We start from the raw sequence: 24,658 nt of genomic DNA on the forward strand, positions 1-24,658 counted from the left end.
ACTGTATGCATATACAGTATATTAAGTGGCGCGAATGTCAATGCTACTTATACTGCTGTGCGGCGGCTTGGGGTGTTACTAGCCAATACTGCGGGCCTTGCCCTCCCAAAATGGCTTGCGCAATTCGGTCTTCAATACCTTGCCGGCACCGGAGATGGGAAGGGCGTCGAGCAGGCTGATGCTGCGCGGGCATTTATAACCGGCAATCAAGGTTTTGCAGTGGGCGTAAAGCTCCTCTTGGGTGATATTGGCGCCTGCTTTTAAGACTAGTGCGGCGTGCACCTTCTCGCCCATTTCTGCACAGGGTATGCCAATAACTGCCGCGCTGGCGATGGCGGGGTGTTTAACAATGGCGTTTTCGACCTCTGCCGAATACACATTTTCGCCGCCTGAAATAATCATGTCTTTTGATCGATCAACAATGAAGACATAGCCATTGGCGTCCATGTAGCCCACGTCGCCGGTGTGCATCCAGCCATTGCGCAGGGTCTCTGCGGTGGTCTCGGCTTGGTTGAGATAGCCCTGCATTAGGTTGGGGCCACGAACAATAATTTCACCTACTTCGCCCCGTGTTAGCTCAGTGTCGTGTTCATCCACAATCCGCACTTGCACATGATGTGCGGCGCGGCCACCGCTGCGCAGGCGACCGAACTCACGGGCATCTGCAGTGTGCATGGCGGGGGGCAGAACGGTCATTACCGCCGCCATTTCGGTCATGCCGTAAACCTGAGTAAGCGCCGCTGTTGGGAAATTTTGCAGGGTGCGATCCAGCAGCGGCTCCGAGGCCGGTGAAGCGCCGTAAACAATGTTGCGCACGCTGCTGGTGTTGAAATTGCCGAACTCAGGACAGTCGACCACCATCTGCAACATGGCCGGAACCAGCAGCAAATCAGTAATGCCGTGTTGCTGGGTGAGGGCTAATACCGCCTCGGGCCGAAAGGCCGGCAGAAAAACATGGCGGCCGCCACGGATCAGTAAACTGATGCTAACCATCATATCGGCAAGGTGGAACATGGGCGCGGCATGCAGGCCAACGGCCTGCTCGGCAAACAGGTGTTCGCTGAGCAGGGCAAGGCCAGAGCTGAACACATTGGCGTGAGACAGCATTACTCCTTTGGGCGCGCCAGTGGTGCCGCCGGTGTAAAACACCCCCAGCAAGTCATCGCCGCCAGCTTCGGCATCGGGAATGGGCGTGGCGGTGTCGATCAGCGCATTGCAACTGAGCATATCGGCCGGCGCGCTTTGCTCGCCGTTGTAAAAGATGCTGCGCAGTGAACGTGTGCCGGCCTTTATATCAGCGGCCTGTGGGGCAAAATTGTCGTCGATAATGAGCGCGACAGAATTGGAGTCATTTAAAGAATAAATAATCTCCGCATTGCTCCAGCGAAAGTTGATGGGATTCACCACCGCGCCTAGCCACGCAATGGCGAGATAGGCCTCTAGATAGCGGTCTGAATTCAAAGACAAAATCGCGATACGGTCGCCCGCGGCAAAACCTTGGGCCTTAAGCGCCCCCGCAAAGCGGACAACGCGGTCGTGAAGCTGCTGAAAGCTTTGCTGCCGATCACCCTGAATAGTGGCGATAGCATTGGGCTGTTGCTGTACGGCGCGGTGTAGGCCTTGGGTAAATTGCATTATTGTCTCCGATCAAAATAGCTGCGTCCTTTGGCACGCAGCGCAGCGTTATGAGGATTTTATAAGAAGTGTGAGCTCATGTAGCGTAATGCCAGCCAAGAGCATGGTTGGATTGGTCGCTAATGACACCAAACCAAAGTCTGGCAAAGCTGATTAGGAGAAAGTATGCCGGTGTGAGTGGGTGCCTTTACGCTGCACGAGGAGGAGCTGAATATGTTGGAGTTGGCTGTGCAGGCGCTGGATATATAGGCGAGCGATACACTGTCGTATTGCCTAGTATCTTAGCTGACAATCAGTAGCGAACGATCATCGGGCCTCGATATCTCGATCGATTCAGCTAAGCTCGATAAGTGTCGAGCATACTGGCCATATCGTCGGCGAGGGCGGTTAACTGATCCTTGGGCACATTACGCTCAGCAAATGCCCGCAGGCCGATGATTTGCGTTTGCAGCAAGCGCGCCAGTCGTGGGCACTCAACATCTGTGCGCAACTCCCCAGCCGCTTTGGCCTGGTTGAGGGCCTCGCACAGCCGTTGTTCGATGCCTGCGAGTATGCTGTCAACCTGAGAGCGTAAAGCGGCGTCTTCGGCATTAACCTCGAGTAAGGTTTTGATCAGCATGCAAGCCTGTGCCGGCACTTGTGTCTCGCCGCTACAGGGCATGGCGAATGAGCGCAGATAGCACTTTAAACCTTCTATGACGCTTGATGAACCTTCGGCGATCAGGGCAAATTCATTACCCGCGCGGGCGGCGTAAGCGTCTAATGCTTCAGCAAATAAACCACTTTTACTGCCGAAGGTGGCATAGAGGCTGCCAGGACGCATGTCTAGAGCTTTCTCAATATGCTTCATTGAGGTGGCGTAATAACCTCTAGACCAGAATAGTTCAACGGCGCTATCAAGGGCAACTTGGCGATCAAAACTAGCAGTGCGGGCCATTGTAGTTTCTCTAATAGAGGCCTTCGCAAAGTCGGCCGAGTTTAAATTTTGAATGATCGTTCAATTTTATCTTGACTGGCACCGATGGTGCAACTAGGATGAAATCGTATTTGAACGATCACTCAAAAAAGGAACCCATCAATGAGCACCTTTACTTTACACAACAAAAATAGCGCACCTGACGCAGCCAAGCCTCTATTAGAGGGATCGCAGAAATCCTTTGGTATGATTCCAGGTTTGCATGCAGTGATGGCCGAAGCGCCCAGCTTGCTTGAAGGCTATCAAGTTTTGCATAGTCTGTTTCTTAATAGCAGTTTTAATGCAGATGAAAAAACTGTGGTGTGGCAAACAATTAACGTTGAGCACGCCTGTCATTACTGCGTGCCCGCACATACTGGTATAGCCAAGTCTATGAAGGTTTCTGACGAAATCAGCAATGCGCTGCGCGATGAAACACCACTACCTACAACTAAACTTGAGGTTTTGCGCGATTTTACTCTGGCGATGGTACGCCAGCGTGGCGAGCTTGCCGAAAAGCAGCTGCAAGACTTTTATGCGGCCGGCTATAGCCAGCAAAACGTGCTGGAAGTTATCTTGGGGCTGAGCCAAAAAGTCATGAGTAACTATACCAATCACATCGCCAAAACGCCGATCGATCAAGCCTTTAAGCCGTTTGCTTGGGAAAAGAAATAAGTTCCCTAATACCGTTGTGGTTTTAGATGATTATTGCTCTAAAGCCGCCGGTCCATAATGTTAAGATACTCTGCATAAACCACGCATAAATAAAGTCATTGAATCACTGGTAACAATTTCGGTGTTGGCCTATCTACCGCTCAAGTCTTTACGGTAAAAGCAAAGACAATTATAGGTGCTTTGCTGTAGCGCTCGAATGAGAATTTAGAAAGGGGCTATATAAAATGAACAAAATCAGCAACATTGATGTACTACTTTTCGACGTAAATGAGACCTTACTCGATATTACGGTTCTCGAACCATTTTTCTTGCGGGTTTTCAATAATCCATCAGTGCTAAGAAGCTGGTTTGCCGAGCTTGTTCTCTATTCGCAAACAATGACGGCTTCGGGTCTATACGAGCCGTTTGGAAACTTGGCAGTTGGTGTGCTGCGAATGGTCGGCACTAATCATCGTCTTCCGATTACCGATGACGATGTCGCCGAGTTTAAAGTGCTACTCGGTAATATGCCGCCTCACCTAGATGTTATACCGGCGCTAAAACGACTACAGGCAGCGGGCTTTCGTCTGGCGACGCTTACAAACTCTGCCCCAACACAATCGCCGACGCTATTGGAAAAAGCGGGGGTCAGTGAATTCTTTGAGCAGCAGTTGAGTGTCGATGCGGTGCGTGTTTTCAAACCCCATCCTGCAACTTATCGTCATGCCGCGCAGGAATTGGGGGTCGAACTTGATCGAGTATGTCTTGTGGCATGTCACTTGTGGGATACGATCGGCGCACAAGCCGCGGGGTGTTACGGCGCATTCATTACTCGCCCTAACAACAACATCCTTAGGGCTGAAAACGTACCTCAGCCAGATTTCGTGGCGCAAGACCTCAGCGATCTTGCCGATCAACTTGTGGCTCATCGGTAATGCAGGATTAAAGTACTTTAAAGCAGGCGTGACTGGTATGCGCCAAACTTTCGAATGCTGAGTAGCTAAATAGTTTTCATTTAAGGAGAAGATTATGAGCACTGTTCTAAATAAACTACAGGTAGACATTGTGTCTGATGTGGTCTGCCCGTGGTGCATCATCGGCTACCGGCAGCTAGCAAAGGCGCTGGAAGCTAGCGCCATACCGCATGAGATTAATTGGCACCCGTTTGAGCTTAACCCAAGAATGCCTGCTGAGGGCCAAAACCTGCAGGACCACGTGGCGGAAAAATACGGTACAACGAAGGAGCAATCGGAGCAGAGCCGAGTCCAGATGACTGAGATTGCTGCAGAAGTCGGATTTGAATTTCAGTTTACCGATGATATGCGTATGCACAATACCTTCAATGTACATCAATTATTACATTGGGCTGGTCAGCAGGGGCGTAAGCACGACTTGAAACAAGCGCTCTTTGCGGCGCATTTCACCGCTTGTCGGAATCTATCCGATGATAAGGTGTTAGCCGATGTGGCTGCCGAGATTGGCTTAGAGCGAAGCGAGGCTCTGGCAGTGTTGGCCGATCAACGATTTTCTGAAGAAGTGCGCGCTGCCGAAAAATTTTGGTTAGACCAAGGTGTTCAGGGAGTGCCAGCAATCGTTTTCAATCGGCGTCACCTTGTGACTGGTGCGCAAGGGATCGAGAGCTACAGTCGCATTCTGGCGCAGTTGGCCGAGGAGAGAAATTGAATATTAAGTTGAAGCCTCGGGTATTGAACGAAAGAGATTGTTGACCAGAAAATTTTAAAAAATTTGGCCGCTAGCACTCGTGTTGTATGCGTAGCGGCATGGCGATCTTGTCTATAAAAGCGCCGGTGTCTGTACGCCATCATTCCCTGTACACCGCCCCTGTGAACTGCCATCTCCTGAGTATTGCTATTCTCCGCGCACCGTCATTCTAAACTTGATTCAGAATCCAATACCACTGAGCAGTAAATAAGCGCCACACCCTTATAATCAATCGTTCACGCCATCAAGCTCTGTGAGCATAGAGTCATTCCCACTAGCAGCTAGCTAAACTACTTAACTCATTGAAATTTACCCATAAGGAGATATGATCAGGGGAAGGGATGTTGTTGTGCACAACAGATAAACACTGAGTAGTTAGCGAAAATTATTCATATGAAAACATAGACGTTGAATCAACAAGCCGAGTTTATGAAAGTTTATGGACTTGCTGTGACCGCAATCTAAAAGACGCGAGTAGCGTGAATCGAGAAGCTGGTATCACTGGAGCCAATCCAGAGGAATGCTACAAAATTGATGAGCAAGCGCTAAGTGCTCAAAGAATAGAATAGAGATCTTTCAGAAATTTAACATTTAACTTGGCTGGTAACACACATAACAAAGCCATCAAATACGTTCCGGTCACAAAAAGAGCAATTCCCATCGGGCTGCCTACGTGCTGCTTCTGCTGCGGTTTGTGGCGACATTATTCGCAACAACTACTAAGTGAGGAAATATGGAGTTGACCAAGGTTGCTCAGCTAGAAGAGATCGTTGGCAAGTCTCCTGCGCCACGTGATCTAAAGGTAATCGACTATATTGATGAGCATGCTCAGAGATGGCTTTCGTATAGTCATTTTGCGTTTGTCGCATTTGGAAAGTTGGGAAACATACGGCTGTCAGCAGTTGGAGGTGACGAGGGTTTTGTCTCTGTGTTAGACGCCAAGCACCTGCAGTTTTCTTTGTCGGCATTTGATGAGGAGGGCGTCGTTGAGCAGAATGTGTCTTTTGGCTCGTTATTTATAGTGAGCGGTATGGATGAGACTTTACGTATAAATGGCACGGTCTCGCATATTTTAGATGGTCTAGTGACGTTACTTGTGGAAGAGTGCTATTTGCATTGCGCTAAAGCCTTTAGGCGCTCAAATTTCTGGCAGCCTGAGGTTATAGAGCACTCAAATAATGACATTTCAGCATTTTTTCAGCGATCTACATTTTTGGTGCTAGCCAGCATGAATAACAATGGGCAGGTGGATGTCAGCCCCAAGGGTGATCCCGAAAATTTTCTGATTCAAGAAGAGGGAGATTGTATTTTATTTGCGGATCGACCGGGTAATAGGAGAATAGACAGCTTTCGCAATATAATTGAGCAGCCCCATATATGCGTTATGGCTATTGCACCAGGCTGCCAAGACATGTTGGAAATAAATGGTTCAGCAGTGCTTTGCACAGATTTAGACCTTTTAGACCGATTTACTGTTAAGGGTAAGCGACCTAAGCTCGTCACAAAAATATCTTCAGGTTCTAAGGCGATCAAACCGAGTATGGCAATTGCAAAAGCAGCTTTGTGGCCTGCGAAAGGCGGGTGCAAGGAATTGAATCCGGCAGAAATATTCAAAGCCCATATAAAACATAGTAAAGAGAGTTCATTGAAAGCAAAATTGGCCCGAGCAGCAGTATCGTTGCCCGGAGCATTTGAGGCGGGCTTAGAGCTAGATTATAAAAATAATATGTACTGAGCTAACGGTGGTTCACCCATAATATTAAGTTAAAAGTATTAAGGCGTTCACACCGTAGAGAAACCTGTCTGTTGCCGTCCAGATAGACGGTTTTCCCGCCCGCTTCTTATACTGTTACAGGTAAAGATTGAAATCGTTTGGAAATTTTTAGTAACCGAACAGAAAATATTAAATTAACGGCGCTGCACAGGCAGTGAATATATCGCCGTTAGTTTGCTCTGCTTATCAACCAGTAAATTCCCGGCCAAAAATACGTCTGGCGATAACCCAGGTTTGGATTTCATTGGCGCCTTCGTAAATCTCGCCAATTTTGGAGTCTCGGTAAATGGCTTCGAGTGGAAATTCTTGGCCAGTGCCCGACAGGGTTTTAACAAAGCCGTAGGCGCCACACACTTGAATTGCATCTCTAGCGATGTCGCAGGCTACCCGCGAGCCGGCGAGCTTGGCCATGGCGGCCTCGGTGTCGGCAATGCCCATTTTGTCGTGCAGTAGGGCGGCTTTTTGGTAGAGGTTGCGAGCAGATTCAATTTGCATGGCGTACTCGGCAAATTTGTACTGCCAGTGTTGGAAGCGCGCCAGCTCCTGACCAAACACCTTGCGCTTGGTCATATAGTCGGTAGAAAAATCGAAGGCCCGCTGAGCCATCGCGCAGCCAATGGCACCAATGCCCATCCGGCCTTGTACCAGCGCTTTAATCGCGGTGCGCAGGCCACCGCCTACGGTGCCAACCACGCGGTCGTCTGCGGCAAAGGCGTTAACAAAGCTAACGTCGGCAGTTTGCTGAACATGGTTGCCCATTTTTAGATCGGGGGCTGAAACTGAGACACCCTCTTGCTTCATGTCGACCAGCAACATGGTGAGGGCATCGCCGGTTTTGCACAGGGTGAGAATATAGTCGCCAGCGGGCGAATTGGTGATCCAGCGTTTAACACCGTTTATGCGGTAGCCGCCATCGACTTTCTCCGCAATGGTTTCCATCGACGTCGCCGACAGGTCGGTGCTGGCACCGGGTTCAGAGGTGGCAAAGCAGCCTACGAATTCACCTTTAATCAGCATGGGCAGAAATTTGCTGCGGATCTCGTTTTGGGCGCCATCTAAGGTTTTACCAACCAGAATGGCTTGGCCGTCGTAAAACGCCGATGCCAAGCTGGCTGAATAGTAACCCAGCTCTTCAATGGTGGTCATTATTGCTAAGGTGGGAAATTCAAGACCGCGGCCGCCAACATCTTTAGGGTAGGGGATCTCGTAAAGACCCGCTTTTGCCATGGCGTCAAATTGCTCGCGGGCGAAGCCCTCGGCTGATTCTGGGGTGGTGTTTAATTTATGTGCAACCGGACGAATTACGTCTTCGGCGAACTCGCGAACTTCTTGGCGTATTTTTAGGGTTTCTTCTGGCAGATAAAGGTCGTTAAAAAGTTCGTCTGAGCGGCGTCTAATCGTTGTCATTATACGTTCCCGGGTAGTAGAAAATGCATGAGTTTATTTAGCCCATATCGCGCGCAGCGCAGCTGTGTTGCGATATTACTGGGTGTTACGAACAAGCACGCGATTAAAGAGTATGCTTGTCGATATTAAGCTAGCTTATCAGCTAGGGGGCTGGCTCACGCCAATATTCAAGCTATTTAGGCTATGCAATTTAGGCTTGAACCAAAGCATCGTAAAGGTAGCGTGGTTTGCGGTTTAAGAGGCCAGCCTAAAGTTTGGCTTAGTTTTACTGGGCTTTGGTAGTACTGGGCATGCCAAGCGGGAGGAGGGAACGATTTAGTACTGCGGCCTTCTAAACTCTGGCGCCGGAACACGAGTTGCACCGGTAAACGTGACAATAAAATGCGGTAAATGCATGCCTTTATTAGAGATTACACGCTTGCATACTGCGGGCCAAACATTGCGGAAACAGCCTGTTTACGGGCTGTTTCATAGCTTTCGGTTGGCATTGGTTTTCTTGCTGGCCATTGGTGTGAGTTCTGCGCTTATTGCCGCGGAAACAGCGCCTAGCAACTTAAGTGATGATGAAATCACCGTTGTGAGTTATGAGCCAAGCGAGTTTAACGACCCATTAATTGGCTTTAATCGGGCAATGTTTGCCTTTAATGACTTTAGCTATCGCTATGCCCTGATCCCAATTGCCAAAACTTACCGCTATATTGCCCCGCAGCCCGTGCAAAACGGCGTTAGTAATGTATTTTCCAATATCAAAGCCCCCATCCATATTGTTAATTACTTGCTGCAATGGCAACCCAGCAAGGCGGGTACTAGCACGGCACGGTTTTTGATCAATACCACGATTGGTATCGCTGGCATATTTGATCCGGCGGAGGCGTGGTTTTCGCTTGCCAAAGAGGAAACTGGTTTTTCGGATACTCTAGCGCATTATGGCACCGGCTACGGCACCTATATTGTGTTGCCGTTTCTCGGCCCTGCAGATTTACGCAGTGGCACGGGGATGGTGGCCGATTACTTGCTGAACCCGGTCCCCTATCTTACTGAGCAGCCAGACACCAGCGTGATTATGGCCGCGGATGCGCTGCAGAATTTTGCGCCAACAGCGGAAAAGTATGAAACCCTGCGCGACGAAAGCGACGATCCCTATCTGTTTTTCAGAAATATGTATTTACAGGGCTTGTTGCGTGACCAGCAATTTAAAGACTCCGATACAAATCTGCAGCCCGACAGTCAATAACAAGGAATTTATACATGCTCGAGACCTTGTTCTCTCGTCATAAACTCATACTGTTGGTGTTCTTTGTATTGGTGGGGGTATTTGCTTGGCATAGCCGCAGCTTTGAAATTAACGCTTCGGCCGACACTCTTATTTCAGAAGACAATCGCGACTTTATTGAAAGTCAGAAAATAAACCAAAAGTTCTCCCCTGAAGAATTTCTAATTATTGCCTACAAGCCCAAACAAGGGCGTATTTTCTCGGCGCAGAACCTGCATAATATAAGCAGTATTAGTAAGGAAGTGGGGAGTCTGCCACGGGTTGAGGCGGTGCGCTCGGTAATGAATGTGCCACTGCTTTCCAAGGCGGGAAAAGCGCTGAGTGCCGAGATCGATCCCGCCGAATTTAGCCAAGAGCGGCTTAAACTTAGTGAACACGAGTTAGCGGCCTTATTCAAAGATCATCCAATCTATGACGGCTTGCTGGTAAATCACGAGCAAACCGCCAGTGGCATACAAATTCTTTTTAAGCCAAACCCAAAGCTGCAAAAGCTCGACGCCGAGATTCTCGCCATTCAAACGAAGCGCCTAAAAGGCCCGCTCGGTGATGCAGATAAAGCAGCGTTAAAAAGCTTAAAGTCTAAGCGTGAACCACTGGAGAGCAGCTTGCGGGAAACCCGCAACCAAGAAATAGAGCAGCTTCGCGGCATTATTAAGAAATATAGCGGCGATGCAGAGCTGTATCTGGGTGGTATGCATGTGCTGGGTTACCAGCTGATCAATATAATTCAGCACGACCTAAAGGTGTTTGGCAGTGCAATTGCACTGGTTATTTGCTTGTTGATCTATGCGATATTTAGGCGTTTTACTTGGCTGCTTATTACCGTGCTGTGCTGCGCTAGTAATTTGTTTATTACGGTGGGTGCATTCGGTTTGCTGGGCTTAAAAGCAACGGTAATTTCGTCTAATTTTATATCGCTGCAACTGATTCTTAGCTTGGCGATAGTGATCCATTTAATTGTTCAGTACCGCGAAGAAGCCGAGAATAACCCTAAATTTTCACAAAAAGAGCTAGTTTTAAAGACCTTAAGAGAAAAAATTGCGCCGTGTTTTTTTGCAGGCTTTACCACCTCCCTCGGTTTTGCGTCTTTACTGCTCAGCGATATTGAGCCGGTAAGTACTTTTGGTTTAATGATGATTTTGGCGATGGCGGTGACAATCCTGTGTACGCTGCTGCTGTTTCCCGCCTTATTGCTGTTGTTTCCACGAGAGCATATTAATAAGTCTAGCCGCAGGCTTAGCTCGCCACTGCAAAAATTGCAGAAGCTATGTGTAAAACGCGCTGCTTTGATGATCGCGCTTAGCCTGATGGTGTTTGGCGTGAGTGTTGCCGGTACGCTGCGCTTAGACGTTGAGAACAGCTTTATAAATTATTTTAGTAGCGATACTGACGTTTATAAAGAACTCAGTTTTATCGATAAGGAGTTTGGCGGTTCAACCCCCTTAGATATTGTGTATACCCCGCCAGCGAGCCCCGATAAGAATTTGCTGTTGCGGGCGCGTGATATTCAAATGGTGCAAGGTATCCAGAAGGCGATTGGCGAGTTTGATGCCATGGGCACCACGCTCTCGGTTGTGGATTTCACTAAACTGGCAAAGCAGTTAAACAATAACAAACCGCTTACCGAGTATGAGCTCACCGCGATTTACTGGACATTAGATAAAAATATTCGCGAAGATCTACTCAGTAGTTATTTTATTGAGCCGCCGGCGCAGCTGCGCATTAGTGCCAGAATTAAAGACAGCACCAAAGATTTAGATCGCGGCGCTTTGCTAGATGAGATGCATAGCAAAATTCAAGGTTTGGGCGTGGCGCCAGAAAACTATCAGCTCAGCGGGTTATTTGTACTTTACCAGTCCATGCTCGATCAGCTTTTTACCTCGCAAATACTTACCCTGGGCGCGGTCTTTATTGCGTTAACGATCGCCTTCCTTGTTATTTTTAGGTCGCTGCGGATTGCACTCATCGCCATCGTTCCCAATATTATTTCGGCCATTGCCGTGCTAGGGGTAATGGGCTGGGCGGCAATCCCCCTCGACTTTATGACCATGACTATAGCGGCCATTGCCATGGGGATCGCAGTGGATGATACCATTCACTATACCCACCGCTATCTTCATGAGCTTGCTACACACTCGCCAGAGGAGGCCGTTGCCCGCAGTCATCACAGCGTTGGCTACGCCTTGATCTATACCTCGCTAATTATAGCGTTCGGCTTTGCCTTGTTGGCGTTCTCAGATTTTGTGCCTGGGATCTTATTCGGCTTATTAACAGGGCTGGCAATTACGATTGCCTTAGTGGCAGACCTCACGTTACTGCCTGCGCTGTTGCAGAAGTTTGTGCGGGGCGCTGAGAAAGGTGTGGCGAGTTAGCGTGGGTGAATTCCGCCTCCCTACGCGCTTAGTGAGCGTAGGGGCTCAGCGGTGTTGTTAATTTACATTGTATTCGAGCCCATTTGTGCGAATAGCTCACGGGTAGCGGCAAAGCTTGGGGTGTGACTGCAGAAGCCGCCGTCTACACTGAGAACCGAGCCTGTAACAAATGAGGATTCGTCACTGGCGAGAAAGGCCGCCGCGTCGGCAATTTGTTTGGGGGTGCCCAGCTCTGGGGTTAAGTGGTTGTCCCGAATAATATCGAGTAACTGCTGGGGCATTGTGGCGTGGGCATTTTCGGCTGGCGCTAGGCCAATAAGCAGAGCATTGGCACGAACACCTTGTTTGCCGTACTGGGCGGCTATAGATTTTGCTAGCATGATTAATGCGGCCTTAGATGCCGCATAGGCAGACAGGGTGAGGTCGCCCATGGTGCCAAGCCCCGACGTGACGTTAATCACCGAGCCTTTTCCTAAGGTAATCATATGGGGTATGCAGTGCTTGCTGCACAACATCGCACCGCGCAGATTCACCGCCATGGCGCGGTCCCAAGCGTCAACATCCATGTTTATCACGTCGCGATCACCGGCGCGCTGTTCGGCACTGAGTATTGCGGCATTATTGTATAAAATGTCGATGCGGCCAAAGTGCGCCATTGCCGCGCTGACCATTGCTTGTACAGAGGTTTCCTGCGACACATCGGTGGGAATGGAAATCGCTTCGCCTCCCAATTTTATGATCTGCTCGGCAACTAGCAGGCCCGCCTCGGAATTGATGTCAGCTACCACAATTTTTGCACCGTGAGAGGCGAGTACGCGGGCACATTCGGCACCCAGTCCACCGCCGGCTCCGGTGATAACGGCGACGCGGTTTGCTAGCTTTTTGGTGTTCATGATGTTTTTCCATTATTGTTCTGAGGGTTTCAGTATATCGGTAAATATACACACTTTTTCACTTAATGTTCAAATGTATTGTTTGGATTTTACGTCGAAAGTAGGTTTTTGGCGCCTTGATGGCCCTGTTCGATCAAGGCGCCAAAGATTAAGCCTAGAGACGGTGAGCGATGACTTTTCCGTGTCGTAGCAATAGCCATCAGCGGAATCGGACTGGGCGGTGCGGCTTTCAGTTGTAACCCGAGGCCACCGTGGAGCATTAATCTAAGGTCATCTAAGGCGTTAATTTCGAAGGAATAAAACGGTAGTTTGCAGTTGTCAGGCTCTACGCATCTCGCATGACCACAACTTCCGTTGCTGCTATAAGTCAACGCTGTGGATTTGGTTTTACTTCGAGTCCAATTGATGCGTGAGAGTAGGTATATGATTTTACTAATGATAGTGTTAATTTTCAGTAATGATTGATGCTCGACGGTAAATTGTCGGTCATCGACCAGGCGCTGCTGGAGAGGCTGACTCCCGCGCCGACAGCAAATAATAATATTAATAAAGGAATCTAATTCCCACATGTTTGTTGCTCACCTTTAAAAAGTAGAACTAGATTATAAGATCCGGAAAACATCAAGCTAGCGTTTGCTAATTGTTCGGTGCGTGTTGCGTCGGTTAGGTGGCTCGAATAAAAATTATTAACAATATGTTTCAGAATTTTTTCCGCTGAGGTGCTATGAATATTTCCGACATAAATAATAAGCGTTCAATTCTAGTAAGTAGTGTGCTGTTACGTTCGTTTCTAGTGTCCACTATGTTTCTTCCATTTACGGTTGCTAGCTCTTATGCGCAATCGACCGAGGAGAAAACGCCAAAGGTTCGTCAGAATAGAATGCTCGAAGAGGTCGTTGTTACCGCGCAAAAGCGTGCTGAAAACAATCAGGATGTGCCTATTTCGGTGACGGCATTTAGTGAGGACACTTTAGATGCCTTAGGCATAACTGATCCCCAGGACTTGCAGCGTTTTACTCCTGGGTTAACTTATAATACCGCAGTTGGTTTTTCCATTATATATATGCGCGGTATCGGGTCAGATGCATTCCTTATGGCTGATCCTAGTGTCGCATTATACATTGACAATGTTTACTTCCCCTTCGCGCAGGGTTTGGCGCAATCGTTTGGTGCGGTTGAGGGCATAGAGGTTTTAAAAGGGCCGCAGGGTACTTTGTTTGGTCGAAATGCTGTGGGTGGTGCGATCAGTATCCATTCCAAAAATCCAGGAACAGAGCCTGAAGCGTCGGTGCAGCTGAGCTACGGTAGTTATGGTACTAACAGTGTCCGTTTGCATGGTAGCTATCCAATTACCGATTCGCTAGCTGCGAGCCTTTCTGCATTCAAAGGCGGTAGTGAGTCTTATTACGACGGTTTTGTGGATGGGGGTAAGGAAATTCCTGATGATGAATCAGACGGCGTTCGAGTGAAAATTAGATGGGATGTTAGCGACGACATAAGGCTTAATCTTGCTGGCTTTACCTACAATAGTTCCGGTCCTGGGTCTCTGTTAACGCCAAATTCTGAACCTGGCGAAGTTTTTAGCGCTGTTATCGAAGGCGAAGATGGCTATACCGCCGAATTTGACGCTCCAGTAGACCAAACACTCGATAACGAAGTGTATTATGCCAGCGTTGAGTGGGCCTTAGATGCATTTGATGTGAAGTTGCTTGCAAGCACGCAGTTGATCGAAACAAGTTATTCATATGACTTTGACGGTACGTCTTCAGTACTAGTAACTTTTGACGCGACAAATCAATACGCTGAAGTTGACACTGCGGAATTACAAATTTTATCGAATGAAGATGGCTGGGGAAGTGAGTGGTTGTCTTGGATAGTGGGTGCCTACTATTTTGAAAGCATTCAAGGTTTTGATCCAACGGTATTGCAGATAGCAAATTTAGATCTTTCCGCTGGTACCGCGGCTGGCATTCCATTGCCGCCTTTGCTTGTAGACACAATTGCTTCGGTCGGCCTTATTCCAAGTGGCAAGGTTGCACTAAGAGCCCTTATTGGCACGGAGTCTATTGCGGGATTTTTCCAAAGTACTATTGATGTAAACGATTGGTTCACATTTACTGTTGGCGGCCGCTATCAAGAAGAGAATCGCGAGGTTATTAAATCTAGTTCTGAGCTTGAGAACCCAAATGGCGAGGGGATATATATTGTTAATTTCTCTGATGGTCGCAACGACACAACGTACAGCTTTAAACCAAAAGTTTCTCTGGATTTTAGACCTTTTGCGGATAGAGAGTTTTTGCTTTATTTAAGTTACCAGGAAGCGCTTAAGAGTGCGACGTATAATGTGGTTACGATTTCGGATGAACCAGACTACGTTCTGCCAGAAGAGCTTAAGGCTTACGAAATTGGTATTAAAAGTGAGTGGCTTGATGGCCGGTTACGTTTGAACTTCGCCGCATTTCAGTATGAGCAGAAAAATCAACAGGTTCAGTTTGTTTCTGCTTTTCAGGGCGGAGCAGTAAGCTTTGAAAATGCTGGTGGAAGCGAAGTCGACGGTTTCGATTTCGATGCTACAGTTCAGGTTTTTCCTTCATTAATTAATGATCTAATTATGACGGCTAGTGGTGCGTATCTAAACGGGCAATTTACTGACTATACAGGAGCTCGTGGGTATAACGAGGATACGGGCTTGGTGTTCGAAGGTGGTGAAGATGGCGATTATTCGGGCAATGTTATCCCCAGAACCCCTGAGTGGTCTGCTACATTAGGGTTTAATAAGTCGTTTTTCTTTGATCGCAGCGTGATAGAAGTCGGTTCAGATATTTATTATAACTCTGGATTTTACTACCTTCCCCAGAATACTGCGGCGAGCTATCAGGAGGAGTACCACGTTCTTAGTGCGCGGATAAGCTACCTGTATGAGCCCTGGAATTTGCGGGTTACCGCGTTTGGCAACAACTTAGAAGATAAGAAGTATACCGATGGATTGTTTCAGACAGACTTTGGTGTGTTAAGTCACTTGGCTAAGCCGGTCACTTATGGTCTTAAAGTGAACTGGGAGTTGAACTGACCTTCCTTCCATTTTTAACGGAGTTCAACAGTAGAGTTTAGGCCATCATGGTCATCTTATGTAGAGGAGTAGTCCTCTACGTCCTGGCTGGCTTGTCCGTGATTGCCGTGCCGAAGGCAACGAATAGGGTCACCCTAGGGGCTTCGGCACGGTATATGAGCCGCAAACCTCATTTAATATTGACACTTATTTAAAAAGTGTCTAGATTAAGTGCTGGATTGGTGAGTTCGGGGCTCGCGTTTCAGCGAACAGTTTTCATAATGATAAAGAAAAGAGATACCGAAGATGTTGGGAATGGGTAAGCAAGAAATGTGGAGTGTAGGCGAGCGCGATACGGTTATTGACGCGCTTGATCGTGCTGTTGCCGCGCATCCAGACCGAGTTTTGCTGGATTTTTCTGGTGAGTTATTCACTTATGCTGAGGTTGATCGTCTATCAAATGCGATGGCACATTCGCTGTCTGACGCGGGTGTAAAACGCGGCGATACTGTGGTGAGCATGCTCGATAATAATGTCGATGCGATCATTAGCTGGCTGGCGGTGAATAAACTGCGCGCGGTAAGTGTACCCATTAATACTGCGCTGCGTGGCATGTTTTTGCAGCATCAGGTTGCCGATGCCGGTGCGGAAATAGTTATTTGTGAAACTGATTATGTAGAGCGCATTGCCGACGTATCTACTGAGCTTAGCTCAGTTCGCTTGGTATTGCACCGCGGTAAGGCGGTGGCGTGTGAATCGCAAGGTGATATTGAGTTTGCGCCCTTAGATGAGTATCGGGGTAGCGATTTTTCTGCATTTACGGACAAGCCAGACCCAGCGGATCTGGCGTGCATTATTTACACCTCTGGCACCACTGGCCCATCTAAAGGCTGCATGCTTAGTTACAATTTTATGTGCAGTCTCGCTCGCCAGCAGTTGCGTGCAGGGCCTGCTACCGCTAACGATATTACGATCACGCCACTGCCCTTATTCCATATGAATGCGATTTGTGTGGGCGTGATTTCTAATATCATGGTTGGCGCAAGAGTCGCTATTGTGCCGCGCTTTTCGGTCTCGGGCTTTTGGCCAGAAGTGGAGCGCTCCGGTGCAACCATCGCGTCTATTCTTGGCAGCATGGGCTGGTTATTGGCGCAGGCAGAAGAAAACGAATCGATGAAAAAATGCCACGGCCAGATACATACCGTGCGTGGCAACCCCTTCACTGAAGCAGCTAAATCTATATGGAGAGAACGCTTTGGTGCTAAGCAAGTGGGTGGCAATGGCTACGGCTTAACTGAGGCTTGTGTAGTAACTTCCCTACCCGGCGGTGAATATGCTGCGCCGGGTTCGTCTGGCAAGCGCATACCCGAGTACGATGTGCGCATAGTTGACGATTTAGATCGCGAGCTGCCAGCAAATACGCCTGGCGAGGTCGTTGTTCGCCCATTGCACCCCGATGTTATGTTTATGGGCTATTGGCGGCGTCCCGAAGAAACGCTCAAGTTAATGCGCAATATGTGGTTTCACTCCGGTGATATTGGCAAATTTGACGATGATGGCTTCTTCTATTTTGTCGACAGGAAAAAAGATTATTTGCGTCGCCGCGGCGAAAATATTTCGAGCTTTGAAATGGAAGCGGCTTTTCTTAAGCATGAGGCGCTCGCCGAAGTTGCGGTACACGCAGTGCCATCTGACAAGGGTGAAGACGACGTTAAAGTAACTGCTGTACTGCACGCTAATGCCAATTTAAGCGAAGCTGATTTGTTTCACTGGTCTACCAATGTAGTGCCGTACTATGCGCTGCCTCGCTATATAGAGTTTCGCGATAGTCTACCGAAAAACCCCCAAGGCCGCGTGCTGAAATATTTGCTGCGCGATGAAGGCAAAACGGCAACTACCTGGGATTTAGACGACACCGACATCCAAGTCAAAAAGCGCTGATCTATACGCAGCGGCCGTTAAGCGCGGCCGTTGCTAGCCAACAATAATGCAAGGAGCACAGCATGTGGTTTCCTGTAGCGGGTTCTGAACAAGTGCCAGTAGGGAAAACCTACGCCGCACAAATTGCAGATCAGAGCCTTGTTTTATTTCGCAATGAAAGTGGTGTGGTGTGCGTGCTCGAAGACCGCTGCCCGCACCGGCGAGTGCCGCTGTCTTTGGGTAAGGTAATAGATGGAAACTTACGTTGCGCCTACCACGGCTGGACCTTTGACGGTTTAAGTGGCCAGTGTGTGGCGGTGCCTAACCTGGCAGAAACAGAAAATATCCCCGCAAGCTTGTGTGCCAAGGCCTTCCGTGCCAATGAGAAAGATGGCTTTATTTACGTGGCGACGGCCGATACCGTGAATAGTGATTCCGACTATGTTTGTCAGCCCCCCGCGCAATGGGAATATGAAAAGACCGCCCACGGCAGCGCGGTTGTTAGTGTTGCCGCAGAAGATTATTTGGCGGCAATGTTAGATGGGCCGCATGTACTGCTTTCGATTTTTGGTGTGCACGTCAGTGATTTTTATATTGGTGATGTGGTGAGTGAGAAGGGCTGCCTGAGCTTAGATCGAACCGCTGTGTGGACCTTGAAAAGCAAGCCCCACGAAAAATGGTGGGGCTTATCGACTTTAATGTTAAGAACCGAAATTTGGCCTGAGCAGTCGGCGGTGCGCGTGCAGCTACTCGACGGCGGTGAGCAAATATTATTGGCTGCGGTGATGGCTGTTGTGCCGGGTAAGCGCAATACCAGCCAGTTGCATTGGCGTTGCTACTTTTCTAAAAGTTATGGCTATGCGCGATCCGCGCCCCTGCTTCTTAAGTCGGTAGCCGCATTCAAAGCTTGCCCACTTACGGTGTTTTCGGCAATAGACGGCAGTGACATGGCAAATTTGATGGTTGGGCCGTCAGCCAGTTTGGCTACTGAATTGAATGAGCACGATGAGCATTCAGTAGCGTCTAGTGATCGAATTGCGACCCTGAATATACCGGTTTGTGAACCAACGCTTAGCAGTGGGGAGGATTCCTAATGCGCCGTGAAATAATTTTAGAAAATGTTGTTGAGCCAGTGTTGCGCCGTTCGCGCCCGCAGGACGAATGGCGGCCGATGGAAATAGATCTTCACGACACCTGGTTTCCTTTAGCGCATGCCAACCATGTTAATAGCACGCCAATACGCCGTGCTATGCATCGCCAAACCGTTTTTTTATGGCGAGATCGTGGTCATGCTGTGGCCGCTGAGTATTTGCCTGGCCAGAAGAATAAGACCTTTAGCAGTTTTACGGCGGGCAGCGGCTGCTACCCGAGCTGCGAATATTTTGGCTATATTTGGGTGTGGTATGGCAACCCAGAAAACGCTGACGAAGATCTGATTCCCGATGTGCCATTTTTACCTCGTGATGGTCGCGGCATTCCAGAATACATGCGCACCTCAGTTCGCTTTGATGGTAACTCTCTGCTGTCGGTAGAGAATTTACTCGACCTCACCCATGCAGATTTTTTACATGGCGAGGTTGTGGGCGGCGAGGGCGAGGCGGAGTCGGATGAGATAAGTTTTGATCATACCTCTGAAACCCTTACGCGGGTGCGTCATGTGGTAGGCAAACCGGTCTCGCCTGTTATGCGTTGGCTAGGCGGGGTGCGGGCGAAGTATCAGGAGTTTCGCTCCACACTGCATGTCCATTTACGCAGTAATGTGTGCATCTCCTACCCGCGTTTTAGACCTGGTTTTGATATCCCCAATATTCAAACTTTTGTACCAAGTGGTCCCTACCGTTCACGGGTCGATCAAATCTTTAGTCTTGGCGCCGCGCCAACGCCGTTTCGGCAATTGATGCCGCGTTTAGCTTATGTGGTTGGGCCACAAGACAATGCCGTCGTGAGGCCGCAGAATCCGCGGTATCGCAATGCCGAGGGGCGTGCCGATCAGCACTCACGATTTGACGCGCCGGGTGTTCGCTATCGCTATTTAATGAAAAAACTGTGGGAGCGCCAGCAAGCCGGTGACTACAGCTATCTTGCCGATGCTAAACCAACCACAGATCTTCGCCAAGTTCTAGGTATTGATAACTAGGTGAGATTTAGTTGGCTGATTTGGTCTAATAATACTTAATTTAGATTTTAAGTTAGACATAATTTTAATAAGTGTATAATATTTAGGCTCTTGAATAAAAGTAAACATAAGCACTAGGGCCTCAGCCCGCTGATCACTCCTGCCGAACACAGCCTATATGGCTAGTATCTATAAATGGCTTTGGGGTGGGAGGGCGTCCCAATTTCGGAGTCGACTATGCAGCCGTTTCTACAGCTAGAACGTGAAAACCACATCATTATTGCGCGAATGAATCGCCCGGAGTCGCGCAACGCGTTGACGTCGCCGGAATATATTCAGGAGTTTGTCGATCTTTGTGCAGTGATTCGTCGTGATCGCAGTATTAAAGTGTTGGTATTGACCGGCAATGGGTCGGCATTTTGCGCTGGCGGTAATGTTAAAGACATGCGCGATCGTAGCGGTATTTTTGAGGGCAGCCCAGTAGAGCTGCGCAATCAATATCGCGATGGTATTCAGCGTATTCCACTTTGTGTTTATGAATTGGATATTCCGGTGGTTGCCGCGATTAACGGCGCTGCGGTGGGCGCTGGTCTTGACCTCGCTTGTATGTGCGATGTACGTATTGCTGCGGAGAAAGCGAGCTTTGCAGAAAGTTTTATAAAGCTGGGCCTAGTGCCAGGTGATGGCGGTGCGTGGCTTTTACCTCGGGTTATCGGTATGCCGCGAGCGTCGCTGATGTCTTTAACCGGTGATGCTATTAACAGTGCGAAAGCGTTGGCGTGGGGTTTGATAACCGAATCCGTGCCGGCCGAAGATCTGATGGAAACCGCGATGAGCGTGGCGCGCAGCATGGCAGCGAACCCCGGCCACGCACTGCGGCTAACTAAGCGTTTATTGCGCGAAGGCGAGCACATGCGTTTGAGCTCACTGCTGGAAATGTCGGCGGCCTACCAAGCGCTGGCGCATACCACCGAGGATCACGGCGAGGCAGTGAATGCCTTCCTAGAGCGCAGGGCGCCGCAGTTTACCGGCAACTAAAGTCTTATCCTTTTAAGATTTTCGCTTACTTAATAAATTATTTGAACAGGTGAATGTATGAGAGCTGTGTTTCGTGAAGATCATGAGATGTTTCGTGATGTAGCGCGTCGCTTCATTGATAAGGAAATTGTTCCCTACCTAGATGAGTGGGAGAAGGCGGGTATTGTCCCTAAAGAAATTTGGCAAAAAGCAGGTAAAGCTGGTTTGCTCTGCTCGTGTGTTAGTGAGGAGTTTGGTGGGCCAGGTGGTGATTACGGCCATTCTGCGGTGATGATCGAAGAGTTGGCGCGGGTCAATGCCACCGCGATTGGCTTTACAACTCACTCTGAAATCGTTGCTAATTACTTTGTTGCCTACGGCAATAGCGAACAGAATGCCAAGTGGCTACCCGGTATGGTCTCTGGCGATACCATTGGTGTTATCGCCATGAGTGAGCCGGGAGTGGGTAGCGATCTGCGCTCAATTCGCACAATGGCGCGCCGAGAAGGTGATGAATATATTATTAGCGGCCAGAAAACCTTTATTACCAACGGTGGCAATGCCGATCTAGTAGTATTGGCGTGCAAGCTTGATCCAGCATCCCGAGACTTAACCTTAATATGCGTAGAAACCGATAGGCCGGGTTTTAGCAAAGGTCGCCTATTGGACAAGATTGGCCTTAAAGGCCAAGACACCTCCGAGTTGTTCTTCGACGATGTGCGGGTGCCGGTGGGCAATCGCCTTGGCGAAGAAAATCAGGGCTTTAACTATCTTACCCACCAACTGGCGTGGGAGCGTTTAATTATTGGTATTCGCGCTGCGGCCTCAGTACACAGTCTGTTAGACGATACTATTCAATACACCATAGACCGCAAGGTGTTTGGTAAAACCGTATTCGATTTTCAAAACACCCGTTTTAAGCTCGCCGAAGTGAAAGCTAAAGCGACGATGTTACGTGCGTTTATCGACAGTTGCCTTAACAAAGTTATGGCAGGCGAGCTAAGCGGTGACGAAGCCGCGATGGCGAAGTTAATGGGTTCTGAAATGCAGGGGCAGTTGCTGGATGAGCTGCTACAGCTGCACGGCGGCTATGGCTTTATGACTGAATACCGTATTAGCCGCGCTTGGGTAGATGCGCGGGTTGCGAGAATTTACGGCGGTACGTCAGAGATCATGAAGGAAATTATTTCTCGTTCATTAAAACCCCAGTGATGACCGCAGCTCCCCGCATCGCAATGGGACTGTAAGAATATGCTGTCGCCGCTGAGGTCCCAGGCTTTACCCCTATTGCTAGCCGGCTTAGCGATGCTAGGCCCGTTTACAATAAATATGTATATGCCGTCATTTGCGGCAATGCGGGCAGAACTCGGCGTTGATGATGTGCAGCTGCAGTTTACTTTGTCGCTGTATTTTATGGCCTTTGCTTTTATGTCTTTATGGCATGGCACCTTGTCCGACAGATTCGGGCGTCGACTACCTATTATTATTGGTTTGTCGGTGTTTACGCTTGCGTCTTTCGGTATTGCCTTTAGCAGCAGCATCGAAGTGATTTATGTTTTTCGCATTTTGCAGGGGTTATCTGCCGGAGCGGGAATTGTTATTGGTCGCGCCGTTATCCGCGATGTGTATGCGGGCGCCGCGGCGCAGCGTGCCTACGCAACCGTTGTTATGGTGTTTTCAGTGGCTCCGGCTATTGGCCCTGTGGTTGGCGGGCTGCTGCACAGCGAATTTGGCTGGCGCTCGTGCTTCATTTTTTTGGGTGGCACCAGTGCGTTACTACTAGTCTTGGTACTGCTGATTTTGCCAGAAACACTGGCCCCGGAATCGCGCCAGTCAATGTCCTTGGTGTCGCTGGTAAAAACTTATAAAGAAGTATTTTTAAACTTTCGGTTTATGAGCTGGGCGGTGTCGTTTGCACTTATGTTCGGCGGTTTTTTTGTTTACGTGCTGTCGGCGCCGGTATTTTTACTGGAGCATCTCCAGCTCGGGCCAACTGAGTTTCTTTGGCTATTCGGCCCCGCAACGGCGGGCATGATGTTGGGGGCGTACCTTTCCGGACACCTTGCTGGGCATTGGCCATTGCCGCGATTGCTGCGTATTGGTTTTGTCATTATGGCGGCCGCGACCTTATATAACTTAATAGTGTCTTGGCTTGCGCCTAGCAACTTTTATTATTACTTACCGTATTTTTTTGTGTACACCCTAGGTATGTCTTTGGTGCAGCCAACCATCACCTTATTAGGCTTAGATTGCCTGCCCGAGCGGCGGGGCACCGCCTCGTCAATACAGCTTTTTACCCAAACCGGATTTAACGCCTTGTTGGCGGCGGTGATTGCACCTTTTGTTTGGGGCTCACCTTTGCATCTTGCGATGAGTGCAGCCTCAATGTTGGCGCTGTCGTTAATTGGAATCTATTTTTTACGCTGGATGACTCTGTCGGGTCGAATTTCAGCGGCGTCAGTAACCAGCTAGCGTCGGCGCGATACGAGGTGATAAATGGCTGAGGTTTCCCCTGTAGTGAATTCGCCTGCAGATATTACAAACAGGCCTTACCCAAATCACATTTATGCGTGCTACGTAATTTTTGTGTTGTTTGTGGTAACGGTTTTTTCACAGTTAGATCGGCAGTTACCCACTTTGCTGGTTGAGCCTATTCGGCGTGAGTTTGCCATTAGCGACACTGCCTTTAGTTTTTTACAAGGCTACGCCTTTGCCTTGGTATACACCTTTGCGGGTTTGCCCCTAGGGCGAATGGTAGATCAGCGCAGCCGTCGCTTACTCATCTTTTGGGGCTTACTATTCTGGAGCCTGATGACTGTCTTTGCGGGTTTCGCTCAGAACTACAGCAGCCTGTTTATAGCGCGTATGGGCGTTGGTATTGGCGAGGCGGTGTTAGCTCCAGCGGCATATTCCATTATTGCCGATTACTTTGCGCCCGAGCGCCGCGGTCGCGCGCTGGGCATATATTATATTTCTATCGCCATCGGTTCAGGCGCTTCGCTGTTGCTGGGCGGCTACCTGCTCAAACTTATTCCTAGCGAGGGTATGGCGCTGCCTGTTATTGGTCATTTACTGGCGTGGCGCTGGGTATTTATTTTTGCCGGCTTGCCGGGGCTACTGTTGTCTTTGCTGATGTTTACGATCCGCGAACCAGAGCGCCGCGAGCTTGCGCAGCGCCTCAATGTGCCTGTTTCTGAATTACTCGCCTTTCTGAGCAGCGAGCGCGCCACCTTCGGGCGTTTACTATTTTATCCCTCGATACTAGCGATTATTGGCTACGGCAGTTTGGCTTGGGCACCGTCGGTATTTACCCGTCGCTTTAACTTGGATATCTCCCATTCGGGAATGTTATTGGGTGGCCTTATTGCGGGCGCAGGAATTATAGGCGGCCTGATCAGTGGCCATCTCAGTGATTACTGGCGTGCGAAGGGGGTGCAAGCGGCGCGGTTTAGAGTCGCGCTTGTTGGTCAAATGCTGTTATTGCCCTGTGTGAGCACTTGGTCGCTAATGCCCACCTCAAGCATGGCCCTCGGTGTATTGTTCTTTGCGGTTTTAGGGCTGTCGATTGCGCAAACCGCTGCGCCCGCGGCTATTCAGGAAGTAACGCCAAATGCCATGCGCGGCCAAGTTATAGCAATTTACTTACTGCTGGGCGGCTTGCTGGGCATTGGCCTAGGACCAACCCTTGTGGCGCTAACGAGCGATCTAGTGTTTGCCGGCAAAGCCTTGCACCTCGCGGTGTCGGTTACCGCCTTGCCCGTGTCATTATTGGGTTTGTGGCTGTGCTGGAGCGGACAATCGCGCTATGCCTTAACGCGGGCACGCATCTGGGCGGAGGCGTGTATGTTAGCGCCGACCGTGAAATTGTGAG

General features: G+C 49.2%; 19 protein-coding genes. 14 read left to right on the top strand and 5 right to left on the bottom strand.

Features of this window, described 5'->3' with window-relative positions; genetic code table 11:
- Positions 1–78 precede the first annotated feature (78 nt).
- Positions 79–1,635 carry an acyl-CoA synthetase gene (locus AB4876_RS11770; protein WP_368381855.1) on the bottom strand — a complete coding sequence of 519 codons (1,557 nt, stop codon included), beginning with the start codon at positions 1,633–1,635 and terminating at the stop codon, positions 79–81.
- 337 nt (positions 1,636–1,972) lie between these two features.
- On the bottom strand, positions 1,973–2,572 hold the full coding sequence (locus tag AB4876_RS11775) for a TetR/AcrR family transcriptional regulator (protein WP_368381856.1): 600 nt from the start codon (positions 2,570–2,572) through the stop codon (positions 1,973–1,975).
- Between the two features lie 141 nt (positions 2,573–2,713).
- Here AB4876_RS11775 and AB4876_RS11780 point away from each other — a divergent pair, with 141 nt between their 5' ends.
- The 4 genes from AB4876_RS11780 (at position 2,714) to AB4876_RS11795 (ending at position 6,701) form a co-directional block, all read left to right on the top strand.
- The gene (locus tag AB4876_RS11780; protein ID WP_368381857.1) at positions 2,714–3,265 is read left to right on the top strand and encodes a carboxymuconolactone decarboxylase family protein; all 552 of its coding nucleotides are present in this window, start codon (positions 2,714–2,716) and stop codon (positions 3,263–3,265) included.
- A gap of 224 nt (positions 3,266–3,489) precedes the next feature.
- Positions 3,490–4,179 carry a haloacid dehalogenase type II gene (locus tag AB4876_RS11785; RefSeq protein WP_368381858.1) on the top strand — a complete coding sequence of 230 codons (690 nt, stop codon included), beginning with the start codon at positions 3,490–3,492 and terminating at the stop codon, positions 4,177–4,179.
- 94 nt (positions 4,180–4,273) lie between these two features.
- Positions 4,274–4,927, top strand: a complete 654-nt coding sequence (locus AB4876_RS11790; RefSeq protein WP_368381859.1) for a DsbA family oxidoreductase — start codon at positions 4,274–4,276, stop codon at positions 4,925–4,927.
- A 772-nt stretch (positions 4,928–5,699) separates the two neighbouring features.
- Positions 5,700–6,701, top strand: a complete 1,002-nt coding sequence (locus tag AB4876_RS11795; protein ID WP_368381860.1) for a pyridoxamine 5'-phosphate oxidase family protein — start codon at positions 5,700–5,702, stop codon at positions 6,699–6,701.
- A gap of 225 nt (positions 6,702–6,926) precedes the next feature.
- On the opposite strand, the gene AB4876_RS11800 is transcribed toward AB4876_RS11795, so the two are convergent.
- Positions 6,927–8,147, bottom strand: coding sequence for an acyl-CoA dehydrogenase family protein (locus AB4876_RS11800; protein WP_368381862.1), 1,221 nt, complete (start codon positions 8,145–8,147; stop codon positions 6,927–6,929).
- A 394-nt stretch (positions 8,148–8,541) separates the two neighbouring features.
- On the opposite strand from AB4876_RS11800, the gene AB4876_RS11805 reads away from it, so the two are divergent.
- Both AB4876_RS11805 and AB4876_RS11810 read left to right on the top strand, forming a co-directional pair.
- Positions 8,542–9,381: an MlaA family lipoprotein gene (locus AB4876_RS11805; RefSeq protein WP_368381863.1), complete on the top strand. Its 840-nt coding sequence runs from the start codon at positions 8,542–8,544 to the stop codon at positions 9,379–9,381.
- A gap of 14 nt (positions 9,382–9,395) precedes the next feature.
- Positions 9,396–11,792: an efflux RND transporter permease subunit gene (locus AB4876_RS11810; RefSeq protein ID WP_368381864.1), complete on the top strand. Its 2,397-nt coding sequence runs from the start codon at positions 9,396–9,398 to the stop codon at positions 11,790–11,792.
- A 62-nt stretch (positions 11,793–11,854) separates the two neighbouring features.
- On the opposite strand, the gene AB4876_RS11815 is transcribed toward AB4876_RS11810, so the two are convergent.
- The gene (locus tag AB4876_RS11815) at positions 11,855–12,685 is read right to left on the bottom strand and encodes an SDR family NAD(P)-dependent oxidoreductase (protein ID WP_368381865.1); all 831 of its coding nucleotides are present in this window, start codon (positions 12,683–12,685) and stop codon (positions 11,855–11,857) included.
- A gap of 89 nt (positions 12,686–12,774) precedes the next feature.
- Positions 12,775–13,254 (bottom strand): hypothetical protein, encoded by a 480-nt coding sequence (locus AB4876_RS11820; RefSeq protein ID WP_368381866.1) that lies wholly within the window; start codon positions 13,252–13,254, stop codon positions 12,775–12,777.
- 155 nt (positions 13,255–13,409) lie between these two features.
- On the opposite strand from AB4876_RS11820, the gene AB4876_RS11825 reads away from it, so the two are divergent.
- The 8 genes from AB4876_RS11825 to AB4876_RS11860 all read left to right on the top strand — a co-directional run bounded on the left by AB4876_RS11825 (position 13,410) and on the right by AB4876_RS11860 (position 24,657).
- Positions 13,410–15,755: a TonB-dependent receptor gene (locus AB4876_RS11825; protein ID WP_368381867.1), complete on the top strand. Its 2,346-nt coding sequence runs from the start codon at positions 13,410–13,412 to the stop codon at positions 15,753–15,755.
- Between the two features lie 294 nt (positions 15,756–16,049).
- A complete protein-coding gene (locus AB4876_RS11830; protein WP_368381868.1) occupies positions 16,050–17,675 on the top strand; it encodes an ATP-dependent acyl-CoA ligase in 1,626 nt (541 codons plus the stop codon).
- Between the two features lie 62 nt (positions 17,676–17,737).
- Complete coding sequence (locus AB4876_RS11835; protein ID WP_368381870.1) at positions 17,738–18,748, top strand: Rieske 2Fe-2S domain-containing protein; 1,011 nt, start codon at positions 17,738–17,740, stop codon at positions 18,746–18,748.
- Positions 18,748–19,791, top strand: a complete 1,044-nt coding sequence (locus AB4876_RS11840) for a hypothetical protein (RefSeq protein WP_368381871.1) — start codon at positions 18,748–18,750, stop codon at positions 19,789–19,791. Before AB4876_RS11835 ends, AB4876_RS11840 begins: the two co-directional genes overlap by 1 nt.
- A 216-nt stretch (positions 19,792–20,007) precedes the next feature.
- Positions 20,008–20,808 (top strand): crotonase/enoyl-CoA hydratase family protein, encoded by an 801-nt coding sequence (locus tag AB4876_RS11845; protein ID WP_368381872.1) that lies wholly within the window; start codon positions 20,008–20,010, stop codon positions 20,806–20,808.
- Between the two features lie 57 nt (positions 20,809–20,865).
- Complete coding sequence (locus AB4876_RS11850; protein ID WP_368381873.1) at positions 20,866–21,999, top strand: acyl-CoA dehydrogenase family protein; 1,134 nt, start codon at positions 20,866–20,868, stop codon at positions 21,997–21,999.
- Between the two features lie 39 nt (positions 22,000–22,038).
- Positions 22,039–23,259 carry a multidrug effflux MFS transporter gene (locus AB4876_RS11855; protein WP_368381874.1) on the top strand — a complete coding sequence of 407 codons (1,221 nt, stop codon included), beginning with the start codon at positions 22,039–22,041 and terminating at the stop codon, positions 23,257–23,259.
- Positions 23,260–23,283: 24 nt separating this feature from the next.
- Positions 23,284–24,657: an MFS transporter gene (locus AB4876_RS11860; RefSeq protein ID WP_368381875.1), complete on the top strand. Its 1,374-nt coding sequence runs from the start codon at positions 23,284–23,286 to the stop codon at positions 24,655–24,657.
- The last annotated feature ends 1 nt before the right edge of the window (position 24,658 follow it).

This window comes from Zhongshania guokunii (genome assembly GCF_040892635.1).
Lineage (GTDB): Bacteria > Pseudomonadota > Gammaproteobacteria > Pseudomonadales > Spongiibacteraceae > Spongiibacter > Spongiibacter guokunii.

Coding starts and splice junctions, on each gene's coding strand:
- AB4876_RS11770 (WP_368381855.1), bottom strand. CDS start 1,635: ATGCAATTTACCCAAGGCCTACACCGCGCCGTACAGCAACAGCCCAAT.
- AB4876_RS11775 (WP_368381856.1), bottom strand. CDS start 2,572: ATGGCCCGCACTGCTAGTTTTGATCGCCAAGTTGCCCTTGATAGCGCC.
- AB4876_RS11780 (WP_368381857.1), top strand. CDS start 2,714: ATGAGCACCTTTACTTTACACAACAAAAATAGCGCACCTGACGCAGCC.
- AB4876_RS11785 (WP_368381858.1), top strand. CDS start 3,490: ATGAACAAAATCAGCAACATTGATGTACTACTTTTCGACGTAAATGAG.
- AB4876_RS11790 (WP_368381859.1), top strand. CDS start 4,274: ATGAGCACTGTTCTAAATAAACTACAGGTAGACATTGTGTCTGATGTG.
- AB4876_RS11795 (WP_368381860.1), top strand. CDS start 5,700: ATGGAGTTGACCAAGGTTGCTCAGCTAGAAGAGATCGTTGGCAAGTCT.
- AB4876_RS11800 (WP_368381862.1), bottom strand. CDS start 8,147: ATGACAACGATTAGACGCCGCTCAGACGAACTTTTTAACGACCTTTAT.
- AB4876_RS11805 (WP_368381863.1), top strand. CDS start 8,542: ATGCCTTTATTAGAGATTACACGCTTGCATACTGCGGGCCAAACATTG.
- AB4876_RS11810 (WP_368381864.1), top strand. CDS start 9,396: ATGCTCGAGACCTTGTTCTCTCGTCATAAACTCATACTGTTGGTGTTC.
- AB4876_RS11815 (WP_368381865.1), bottom strand. CDS start 12,685: ATGAACACCAAAAAGCTAGCAAACCGCGTCGCCGTTATCACCGGAGCC.
- AB4876_RS11820 (WP_368381866.1), bottom strand. CDS start 13,254: ATGTGGGAATTAGATTCCTTTATTAATATTATTATTTGCTGTCGGCGC.
- AB4876_RS11825 (WP_368381867.1), top strand. CDS start 13,410: ATGAATATTTCCGACATAAATAATAAGCGTTCAATTCTAGTAAGTAGT.
- AB4876_RS11830 (WP_368381868.1), top strand. CDS start 16,050: ATGGGTAAGCAAGAAATGTGGAGTGTAGGCGAGCGCGATACGGTTATT.
- AB4876_RS11835 (WP_368381870.1), top strand. CDS start 17,738: ATGTGGTTTCCTGTAGCGGGTTCTGAACAAGTGCCAGTAGGGAAAACC.
- AB4876_RS11840 (WP_368381871.1), top strand. CDS start 18,748: ATGCGCCGTGAAATAATTTTAGAAAATGTTGTTGAGCCAGTGTTGCGC.
- AB4876_RS11845 (WP_368381872.1), top strand. CDS start 20,008: ATGCAGCCGTTTCTACAGCTAGAACGTGAAAACCACATCATTATTGCG.
- AB4876_RS11850 (WP_368381873.1), top strand. CDS start 20,866: ATGAGAGCTGTGTTTCGTGAAGATCATGAGATGTTTCGTGATGTAGCG.
- AB4876_RS11855 (WP_368381874.1), top strand. CDS start 22,039: ATGCTGTCGCCGCTGAGGTCCCAGGCTTTACCCCTATTGCTAGCCGGC.
- AB4876_RS11860 (WP_368381875.1), top strand. CDS start 23,284: ATGGCTGAGGTTTCCCCTGTAGTGAATTCGCCTGCAGATATTACAAAC.